Annotated in this window: 9 protein-coding genes, 1 tRNA gene and 1 pseudogene; 9 read left to right on the top strand and 2 right to left on the bottom strand. The window is 63.9% G+C overall.

Annotated elements, in window-relative coordinates; all coding sequences use genetic code 11:
* Positions 1 to 165: 165 nt before the first annotated feature.
* The 3 genes and pseudogenes from C7453_RS14965 (at position 166) to C7453_RS14975 (ending at position 3,821) form a co-directional block, all read left to right on the top strand.
* Positions 166 to 1,672: pseudogene (locus tag C7453_RS14965) on the top strand (YifB family Mg chelatase-like AAA ATPase).
* Positions 1,673 to 1,992: 320 nt separating this feature from the next.
* The gene (locus C7453_RS14970) at positions 1,993 to 3,162 is read left to right on the top strand and encodes an oxalate decarboxylase family bicupin (protein WP_114728453.1); all 1,170 of its coding nucleotides are present in this window, start codon (positions 1,993 to 1,995) and stop codon (positions 3,160 to 3,162) included.
* Positions 3,162 to 3,821, top strand: coding sequence for a YoaK family protein (locus C7453_RS14975; protein ID WP_114728408.1), 660 nt, complete (start codon positions 3,162 to 3,164; stop codon positions 3,819 to 3,821). The genes C7453_RS14970 and C7453_RS14975 overlap by 1 nt, the downstream gene beginning before the upstream one ends.
* A 151-nt stretch (positions 3,822 to 3,972) precedes the next feature.
* Here C7453_RS14975 and C7453_RS14980 read toward each other — a convergent pair.
* A tRNA-Gln gene (locus tag C7453_RS14980) sits at positions 3,973 to 4,046 on the bottom strand.
* Between the two features lie 181 nt (positions 4,047 to 4,227).
* Here C7453_RS14980 and C7453_RS14985 point away from each other — a divergent pair.
* Both C7453_RS14985 and C7453_RS14990 read left to right on the top strand, forming a co-directional pair.
* Entirely contained in the window at positions 4,228 to 5,349 is a 1,122-nt protein-coding gene (locus tag C7453_RS14985) for a Ppx/GppA phosphatase family protein (protein ID WP_408871603.1), read from the top strand.
* On the top strand, positions 5,346 to 6,137 hold the full coding sequence (locus C7453_RS14990; RefSeq protein WP_114728412.1) for an RlmE family RNA methyltransferase: 792 nt from the start codon (positions 5,346 to 5,348) through the stop codon (positions 6,135 to 6,137). Before C7453_RS14985 ends, C7453_RS14990 begins: the two co-directional genes overlap by 4 nt.
* 96 nt (positions 6,138 to 6,233) lie before the next feature.
* On the opposite strand, the gene C7453_RS14995 is transcribed toward C7453_RS14990, so the two are convergent.
* Positions 6,234 to 7,148, bottom strand: a complete 915-nt coding sequence (locus C7453_RS14995) for an ROK family protein (protein WP_114728455.1) — start codon at positions 7,146 to 7,148, stop codon at positions 6,234 to 6,236.
* Positions 7,149 to 7,274: 126 nt separating this feature from the next.
* Between C7453_RS14995 and C7453_RS15000 the strand changes: the two genes are divergently transcribed.
* The 4 genes from C7453_RS15000 to C7453_RS15015 form a co-directional block, all read left to right on the top strand.
* A complete protein-coding gene (locus C7453_RS15000) occupies positions 7,275 to 7,520 on the top strand; it encodes a sulfurtransferase TusA family protein (protein WP_114728414.1) in 246 nt (81 codons plus the stop codon).
* 142 nt (positions 7,521 to 7,662) lie between these two features.
* Positions 7,663 to 7,893, top strand: coding sequence for an exodeoxyribonuclease VII small subunit (locus C7453_RS15005; protein WP_114728417.1), 231 nt, complete (start codon positions 7,663 to 7,665; stop codon positions 7,891 to 7,893).
* 7 nt (positions 7,894 to 7,900) lie between these two features.
* A complete protein-coding gene (locus C7453_RS15010; RefSeq protein WP_114728419.1) occupies positions 7,901 to 8,836 on the top strand; it encodes a polyprenyl synthetase family protein in 936 nt (311 codons plus the stop codon).
* A gap of 5 nt (positions 8,837 to 8,841) precedes the next feature.
* Positions 8,842 to 9,113, top strand: a 272-nt coding sequence (locus tag C7453_RS15015; protein ID WP_281271506.1) for a 1-deoxy-D-xylulose-5-phosphate synthase N-terminal domain-containing protein, incomplete at its 3' end; no start/stop codon positions are given.

Genomic DNA, 9,113 nt, shown 5'->3' on the forward strand with positions numbered 1-9,113 from the left:
TCGTGGGAGGAGCATTCCATCCGGGCCTCGCCAACAGCCAAATGTTGTATAATATATATTATGCCAACTCATATGTGCGCCACGATGGAGGCTGCCATGGGGTTCCGCAGGCGGCTTTCTGGGTTACAACATGACGATACGGGATTTTCCGGCGATCGGGGCTGCATGACCAATTCTTCCGTACTGGGGTTCGCCCTGTCGGGTATCGACGCCATTCCCGTACGGGTCGAGGTACAGCTTGCGTCTGGCCTGCCATCGTTCCTGATCGTCGGTCTGGCCGACAAGGCCGTGGCCGAAGCGCGCGAGCGTGTACGTGCGGCACTGGCGGCCATGGGCCTGGCGCTGCCGGCGAAGCGGATCGTGGTCAATCTGGCGCCCGCCAACATCGTCAAGGAAGGATCGCATTTCGACCTGCCGATCGCGCTGGCCCTGCTGACGGCAATGGCTGTCGTCCCGCCCGAGGAAAGCGGACGCTATGGCGCGATCGGCGAATTATCGCTGGATGGACGGATCAATCCGGTACCCGGCGTGCTACCCGCCGCCCTGAGCGCGATCGACCAGTCGCGCGGCCTGATCTGCGGCGCGCAGCAAGGTCCCGAAGCGCGCTGGGCTGGCGACGATCTGGATATCGTCGCGGCGGATTGCCTGCTGACACTGGTCAATCATCTGACCGGCGAACAGGTTCTGCCATCGGTCGAACTGCCGGCTCGCCTGCCGTTCGACCTTGCAAGCGGGCCTGATCTGGCGGATGTGCGCGGCATGGAAACGGCGCGCCGGGCGCTGGAAATCGCGGCGGCCGGCGCGCATTCCCTGTTGATGACCGGCCCACCCGGTGCCGGCAAATCCATGCTGGCGGCACGTCTGCCTTCATTGCTGCCCGACCTTACCAGTGCCGAGATCCTGGAGATCAGCCGGATTCACAGCATCTCGGGCCAGTTGCCCATGGGGTTGCCCATCTTTCGGCCCCCCTTTCGCGATCCGCACCATTCGACCAGCCAGGTTGCGCTGGTGGGTGGTGGCAGTCGGATACGGCCCGGCGAAGTCAGCCTGGCGCATCGGGGCGTGCTGTTTCTCGACGAACTGCCGGAATTTTCGCGCCCGGCGCTGGAGGCGCTGCGCCAGCCGATCGAGACCGGCACCATTACGGTGGCGCGGGCGTCGGGGCATGTCACCTACCCTGCCCGCTTTCAACTGATCGCGGCCATGAACCCCTGCCGATGCGGCTATCTGGGAGATGCGACGCAGGAATGCCGCAAGGCACCACGTTGTGGCGAGGGATTATACATCCCGTATCTCTGGCCCGATGCTGGACCGGATCGATATGAGCGTACATGTCGAACCGGTCTCGCCCGCCGAACTGGCTGGTCTGCCCACCGGTGAAAGCAGCGCCGTGGTGGCGCGTCGCGTCGCCGCCGCGCGCGAGATCCAGGCCGCGCGCCAGGACGGACTGACCAATGCCGAGGCACCGCCCGACCTGTTCCCCATCAATGCCCTCGCCCGCGATTATGCCGTGCGGGCGGCTGACCGGCTGCGCCTGTCGGCGCGTGGATTTACAAGATTGCTGCGCGTCGCCCGCACCATCGCCGATCTGGCCGGAGACACAGAAACGGGCCAGCCCCATGTCGCCGAGGCCCTGACCTACCGGCTGCGTCGACCGGACCGACGTTCGTAATCGACATTACGTTTTGCGGTGCCATTACTTAAATAAATGGATTATTTACTACAAAAATGGAAGAAATTATAAATATTAATTGGCATAATATATATTAAACGACTTTTTTATTTTATAATTACTTCATTTATTATTTAACGCCTCCCGAAGACGAGAAGACCCATGAAAGCGTCCGGCGCCCGCGCGGCACTGGATCGTAAGACGTGAGCAGGCAAAGGTCACAGGGGCGTGAGCAATCGGATTCGTTGATCCGTGTCAACGATGATCGGCTCTTTGTGACATATTATGTCAAAACAACGGCTGATCAGGAGGCAATTCCGATGACCGATCTTCCCTGGCTCACTTCAAAGCCCGAAGCGCCGGAACCCATTCGTGGCGATCGCGGCGCCAGCATTCTCGGCCCGCGCAATCTTCCCCGCGAACGCGAAGTGCCCGATCTGCTTGCGTCGCCGGATACCGATGCCGGAACCATTCCAAACCTGAAATTTTCCTACGCCGACGCGCGCAATCGCCTTGGCTCGGGTGGTTGGGCGCGCGAAATCACCATTCGCGAACTCCCTGCCGCTACCACGCTTGCCGGCGTCAACATGCGCCTCAAGCCCGGCGGATACCGCGAACTGCATTATCATAAGGAAGCCGAATGGGGCTTCATGATCGCAGGCAAGGCCCGCGTCACCGCCATCGACACCGAGGGGCGCCCCTTCGTGGATGATGTCGAGGCTGGCGACATCTGGAACTTCCCGGCCGGCATTCCCCATTCCATCCAGGGGCTCGGCGAGGAAGGGTGCGAATTCCTGCTGGTCTTCGATGATGCGAATTTCTCGGAAAACGAGACGTTTCTTGTCAGCGACTGGTTCGCCCACACGCCGCGACACATCCTCGCGAAGAATTTCGGCGTCCCGGAATCCGCGTTCGCCCACCTGCCCACCGAGGTCGAAAAGACGCGCTGGATCTTCAACGGCACCGAACCCACGGTCGCGAAGCAGGACGCAATCAAGTGCCCTCAGGGGCCGTCGCCAATCCAGTACACCCATCGCTTCCTGAAGCAGAAGCCCGCCCAGGCCGCCGGCGGGACCGTGCGGGTCGTGGATTCACGCAATTTTCCGGCGGCGTCCACCATCGCCGCCGCGATCAACGTTGTGGAACCGGGGCGGCTGCGTGAACTCCATTGGCACCCCAACAACGACGAATGGCAGTATTTCGTCCGTGGCCGTGCCCGCATGACCGTTTTCGCATCCGGCGGCAAGGCGCGGACCTTCGATTACTGTGCCGGCGATGTGGGATATGTGCCGCTGGGCATGGGTCATTATCTGGAAAATATCGGCGACGAGCCGATGGTGTTCCTGGAAGCTTTCAAGAGCGACCGGTTCGCCGATTTCTCGGCCAACCAATGGCTCGGCCTGTCACCGCGCCAGATGGTGAAGGAGCACCTCAACCTCGATGAGGACACCCTGTCGAAACTGCGCCAGGACAAGCCCCTGATCGTCTGATGCTCCCCACGACGCGCTCGGCGTTGCGGGTGACGACGTTGAGCCTCGTCGCCGGATACGTGGACGCCGTGGGGTATGTGGAACTCCACGGCATCTTCAGCGCCGCCATGACCGGCAACTCGACCAATTTCGGCATCTCGCTTGCCGCGCAGGACTGGCCGAAGGTGGCTGCCATCGGCACCGTTCTCGGCCTGTTTTTCTGCGGAGCCCTCGCCGCCAGCCTGCTGCGCCGCAGCCTGCGCGCCTATCGTCACGAATGGCTGTGGATCGCAGCCCTTCTGGTGCTGGCTCAATGCCTGCACTGGTCGCATGCCGCCGCCACGGGGTCGCGAGCGGAAACCCTGCTGCTGACCGTCGCAATGGCCATGCAGGGCGAGGTGCTGTCCCGCTTCTCCAGCGTTTCTGTGCAGACGATCGTCGTCACGAACAACATTGTCAAATTCGCGGATAACATCGTGGGCTTTCTCTGGAACGCACAGCGCGGCAAGCCTGCCTTCTCCCTGGCCGCCGCCCTGCCCGGCCTCGGCTGGGCAGGCTGCGTCGCCGGAGCGTTTCTCTCCGTCCTCATGCGTCAGGCGACATCCGGCTACTTCCTGTTGCCGGTCCCGCTCCTGATCGGCCTCTGCTTTCTCTGCCCTGACGACCTGCAACAGGATTGAACACAGGGTCGTTGCCATCACCTGACAATGGCAGCAATCATTCCCCGGCGTGAGGCGACCATGGAAGGCGCATCTTCCGCATTCAAGGACATGCGTACACGGCTTTTCTGTCCGAAAAGCGTGTTTCATACATCAATTTAGAAAGCAATATTGGCTGGGGGACCTGGATTCGAACCAGGGCTGACCGGGTCAGAGCCGGTAGTTCTACCGCTAAACTATCCCCCAACCGGGTGACCGGGCTTAGTGCCGTGCGGTGAGGGGCTGATAGCATCGGCCACGGAGCGTGACAAGCACCTTTCCGTGCTGTTTTTGCAATCGGACATATTTGTCTTGCCCTGCGTGCGGGTCAGCACACAGTATATACTCCATACGGTGGTGGCAGAGGGACCGTCCGATGGACAGTACGATGTCCTGGCGCGATGGCCAGGAGGCGACGCGACTCCCCCGTGCTTCGGGATTTCGGCCGAATCGCGGCATGCTTGGCATGTTCGGCGCGATTGATCTTGGAACGAATAATTGCCGGCTGATGATCGCTGCCCCGCATGCGGATGGCTTTCGTGTCGTCGATAGCTTCAACCGAATCGTTCGGCTGGGCGAAGGCCTGCAACGGACCGGGGAACTCAGCCCCCATGCGATGGATCGCACCATCGACGCATTGCGAATCTGCGCCATGCGCATGGAGCGCCGACGGCTGTATCGCTACCGCGCGGTCGCGACCGAAGCGTGCCGCCGCGCCGGCAACGGCGCGGCCTTTATCGAGCGCGCCCGCCAGGAAACCGGGCTGGATATCACCGTGATTTCCTCGCGCGAGGAAGCCGAACTGGCGATGGAAAGCTGTTCGGCCCTGCTGCATGACGACCGCGTGTCCCCTACGCGCACCCGCGCGCTGCTGTTCGATATCGGTGGTGGCTCGACTGAAATCGCGTGGGTCCGCACCGACCGGCATACCCGCCGCCAGGATCTCAGCGGTTATCTCAGCCTGCCGGCGGGCGTGATCACCCAGGCGGAGCAGTTCGGCGAGAGCGCGTTCAGCGAACAGGGCTACCAGCGGATGGTCGAGCAGATCGCCAACCAGTTGCGGGCGTTCGAGGCCGTGCATTGCATTCGCCGCGAAATCAGCCGCGGCAATGTCAGCCTGATCGGCACCAGCGGCACCGTTACCACCCTGGCCAGCATTGCCCTGTCGCTTGCGCGCTACAGCCGGACGGCGGTGGATGGCACGATCCTGGAGGCTGGGCCGGCCCTGGAGGCGATTCGTACCCTGGCTGCCATGGGGCCGGTCGGGTTGAGCCAGCACCCATGCGTCGGCCCAGACCGTGCCCAATATGTGATGCCGGGCTGTGCGATCTTCGAGGCGATTCACCGGGTATGGCCGGTGCCGGAAATCATGGTGGCCGATCGCGGCCTGCGTGATGGTATGCTGCTGCGCATGATTAACGATTCGACCAGTGTGGCCATGCCGTCGTCACCGTCTCCCCTGCCCTTTGCCGCATCCCGGCCGCCGGCGATGGGCGTATCGCTTCCATGAAGCGTCGTCCTCCCGCCGGTGGTGGCAAGTCACGGGTTCCCGGCAAGGCCCTTAGCAGCAGTTCGGCCCCCGGTACCGGCGATGCGGCGGCGGATTCCGGCGCCGCACGCTCGACCCGGAGCCAGGCCGTATCGCTGCGCACCGCGCGGGGGCGCACCACGGCCCAGCAGCGCTGGCTCAACCGACAACTGAACGACCCATACGTGCAGGCCGCCCGCAAGCAGGGATGGCGGTCGCGCGCGGCCTTCAAGCTGATCGAACTGGATGACCGCTTCCATCTGATCCAGCCCGGCATGCGGGTGGTCGATCTGGGCGCGGCACCAGGTGGCTGGACGCAGGTGGCCGTCAAGCGCGGTGCGAGCAATGTCGTGGGCGTCGATCTGCTGCCGGTCGACCCTGTTTCCGGCGCTACGATCCTCGAAGGCGATTTCAACGACCCCGATCTGCCGGACAAGCTGACGGAATTGCTGGGCGGCCCGGCCGATCTGGTCCTGTCGGATATGGCGCCGAATACGACCGGCCACGCACCGACGGACCATTTGCGCATCCTTGGCCTGGCGGAACTGGCCCTGGATTTTGCTCTAAAGGTGCTGGCACCGGGGGGCACCTTCGTGGCGAAGGTCTTTCAGGGAGGGTCTGAGAAGCAGATGCTGGAACCGATGAAGCACGCTTTCGCGACCGTTCGCCACGCCAAGCCGCCGGCCAGCCGCAAGGAATCGAGCGAACTGTATGTGGTCGCGACCGGTTTTCGACCAGATCGGGTCCTGCAGAAACAATCGGAAGAGTAGAGTCTGGAAAGGGGGGCAAACCACCCCCCGTTCGACTCCCGAGTTAGAATCTGAGCAGAAATGTGCTCGGCAGCGAGAGTGGCCGCTACAGGCCTCTTACGCCGCCACCTCGTCCGCCGACCAGAGCCAGGCCGCGCCGCGCACGCCGGAACTGTCACCATGGAGGTTGCGGACGACAGGTGTATTGCACTGGGGCGTGATGACGTAGCGGGGCATTAGCAACGGCACGCGGGCGTAGATCGAGAGCAGGTTCGACACCCCGCCACCCAGCACGACGACATCCGGGTCAAGGAAGTTGATCGCCATGGCGCAGGCACGCGCCAGGCGGTCCACATAGCGGTCGAGCGCGCCGATGGCGGCGATGTCCCCCGCCTCGGCTGCCGCCTCGATTCCTGCCGTGTCGCGATGGCCCGGTCCTTTCCAGTCCTGTGCCAGGGCCGGGCCGCTCAGGAATCGTTCCAGGCAACCTTCGTTGCCGCAGAAACATTTGGGGAACGGCATTTCCGTGATTCGCGGCCAGGGCAGCGGGATGTGCCCCCACTCGCCGGCGATATGGTGAGCGCCGGTCAGCAGTTTGCCGTCCACCACCAGTCCGCCGCCCATCCCAGTACCGAGAATCACCCCCAGCACGACGCGTCGGCCGGCACCAGCACCATCCACGGCCTCGGACAGGGCAAAGCAGTTGGCATCATTCTCGACCCGGACCTCGCGCCCGACGGATTCGGTCAGGTCCCGCCCGAAGGGCTGGTTGTTCAGCCAGGTGGCGTTCGCATTCTTGATCAGGCCGCTCTCCGGGCTGATCGAGCCCGGAATACCGATCCCCACGGTGCCCGTGCCGCCCAGTTCGGCGTCCATGGCGGTGACGAGATCGCGAATGGCCGTGACCGCGCCGGCGTAATGTCCGGGATTGGCAATGCGTCGTCGGACCAGTTCCCGGCCGTCCGCGCGAGCCAACGCCGCGATTTCGATCTTCGTTCCGCCAAAATCGATTCCAATCCGATAGCCGGTCATATCCATCCCGTCAGCCGTGATATTTTCCATGGTCGCCATTTCTTCTATGGTGCGACCTTTCGTGCCGTAAAGTCACCCCCAGGCAGAGGGTTCGTGATCCGCTGCCGCCTTCCGGAGCCCGCTGCCATGAGCGAGACGCTGCTCGACGTCAAAGGGTTGAGCTGCCCCCTGCCCGTCCTCAAGGCCAATCGGGCCCTGCGGAGCATGCAGCCGGGTGACCGGCTGCGCGTGATCGCGACCGACCGGGCCAGCGTTGCCGATTTCCAGGCATTCTGCCGTGAAACGGGCCATGCGCTGATCGCTTTCGGCGAGGATGGCGGTGTGCTCTCTTTCGTGATCAGGCGCCGACCCGAAGCGGCGGCAACCACTTAGGACGCCGCACTTGCCTGTTCGTTCCAAAGACGTGCCCTAAATGCCACATCCGGCACAAAATCCCCCTATCCGCCCTATGCCCTTGGCAGAAGCGGCCACCTGGGAGTAATTCCTGCGCCTCATGATGGAAGTACCGCACCCAATGACGGAAGATCTGTCCCAGCTTTCCTTCGAGGACGCCCTCGCGCAGCTCGAAGATATCGTGCGCAAGCTCGAAGGCGGACAGCTTCGCCTCCAGGATGCCATCGCATCCTATGAGCGTGGGGCGGCTCTGCGACGACACTGCGAAAGCAAGCTGAACGAGGCCGACGCCCGCGTTCAGGCGATCATCCAGCGGGCCGATGGCGCGCTGGAGACGAAATCGATGGATTGACGTACCGATGAGCCACACCACAGCGACCGCCCGGACAGGGCAGACCGCGGACCGCGCCAGCCTGCTGCGGTCTTCCCTGTCGACACGGGCCTCGGCCGTCGAAGCCGCCATCGACAGCCTGCTGCCCCCGGTGCCGGGCGCCGAAGGCCGGGTGATCGACGCCATGCGCTATGCCACGCTGGGCGGCGGCAAGCGCCTGCGCGGTTATCTGACGGCCGAAGTCGCCAGCCTGTTCGATGTCGATGCTGCCCGGTCCTATCGCGTCGCGGCCTCTGTCGAGATGCTGCATGCCTATTCGCTGGTGCATGACGACCTACCGGCGATGGATGACGACGACCTGCGCCGGGGCCAGCCCTCGACGCACCGCAAGTTCGACGAGGCGACCGCCATCCTGGCGGGTGATGCCCTCCAGACGATGGCGTTCGAGATTCTGGCTCATGAGGCCACCCACTCCGACGCGACCATCCGCATCGGCCTGGTGTCCGCCCTCGCCGCTGCCTCGGGGGCAGCCGGCATGGTCGGTGGCCAGATGATCGATATGGAAGGCGAAGGCCGTTCGCTTTCCCTGCCGGAAGTCGAGCGCCTGCATGCGCTCAAGACCGGCTGCCTGATCCGTTACGCGGCCGAGGCCGGGGCGATTCTCGGGCAGGTCGATCCATCGGTTCGTGCCCGCATCGCCGCCTATGGGCGTGACCTGGGCGCTGCCTTCCAGATTGCCGACGACGTGCTGGACGCCACCGCCAGCGCCGAGGAACTGGGCAAAACCGCCGGCAAGGACCAGGCGGCTGGCAAATCCACCTACGTCGCCCTGCTGGGCGTGGAGGGGGCTGCCCGCGAGGCGCGGCGCGTGGCCGAACAGGCGGAAGCCCATCTCGATATCTTCGGGCCCGAAGCCGACCGGTTGCGGGACCTGATCCGTTACGTCGTCGATCGCAGGAGCTGAAGACCATGGCCGAAGACAAGAGCCACGCCGAAATCCCGAACGACGCGATCCCGACGAAGGGCCGCTTTCCGCTTCTGGACCGTGTCAGCGCGCCGCGCGACCTGCGGAACCTGTCGGTGGACCAGTTGCGCCAGTTGGCCGAGGAATTGCGGGCCGAGACGGTCGATGCGGTCTCGACCACCGGCGGCCATCTGGGCGCCTCGCTGGGCGTGGTGGAACTGACGGTGGCGCTGCACGCGGTGTTCGACACGCCCGACGACCGCATCATCTGGGATGT

This window comes from Gluconacetobacter liquefaciens (genome assembly GCF_003350405.1).
Lineage (GTDB): Bacteria > Pseudomonadota > Alphaproteobacteria > Acetobacterales > Acetobacteraceae > Gluconacetobacter > Gluconacetobacter liquefaciens.

Coding starts and splice junctions, on each gene's coding strand:
- C7453_RS14975 (WP_114728408.1), top strand. CDS start 3,162: ATGCTCCCCACGACGCGCTCGGCGTTGCGGGTGACGACGTTGAGCCTC.
- C7453_RS15010 (WP_114728419.1), top strand. CDS start 7,901: ATGAGCCACACCACAGCGACCGCCCGGACAGGGCAGACCGCGGACCGC.
- C7453_RS14990 (WP_114728412.1), top strand. CDS start 5,346: ATGAAGCGTCGTCCTCCCGCCGGTGGTGGCAAGTCACGGGTTCCCGGC.
- C7453_RS15005 (WP_114728417.1), top strand. CDS start 7,663: ATGACGGAAGATCTGTCCCAGCTTTCCTTCGAGGACGCCCTCGCGCAG.
- C7453_RS15000 (WP_114728414.1), top strand. CDS start 7,275: ATGAGCGAGACGCTGCTCGACGTCAAAGGGTTGAGCTGCCCCCTGCCC.
- C7453_RS14995 (WP_114728455.1), bottom strand. CDS start 7,148: ATGACCGGCTATCGGATTGGAATCGATTTTGGCGGAACGAAGATCGAA.
- C7453_RS14985 (WP_408871603.1), top strand. CDS start 4,228: ATGTCCTGGCGCGATGGCCAGGAGGCGACGCGACTCCCCCGTGCTTCG.
- C7453_RS14970 (WP_114728453.1), top strand. CDS start 1,993: ATGACCGATCTTCCCTGGCTCACTTCAAAGCCCGAAGCGCCGGAACCC.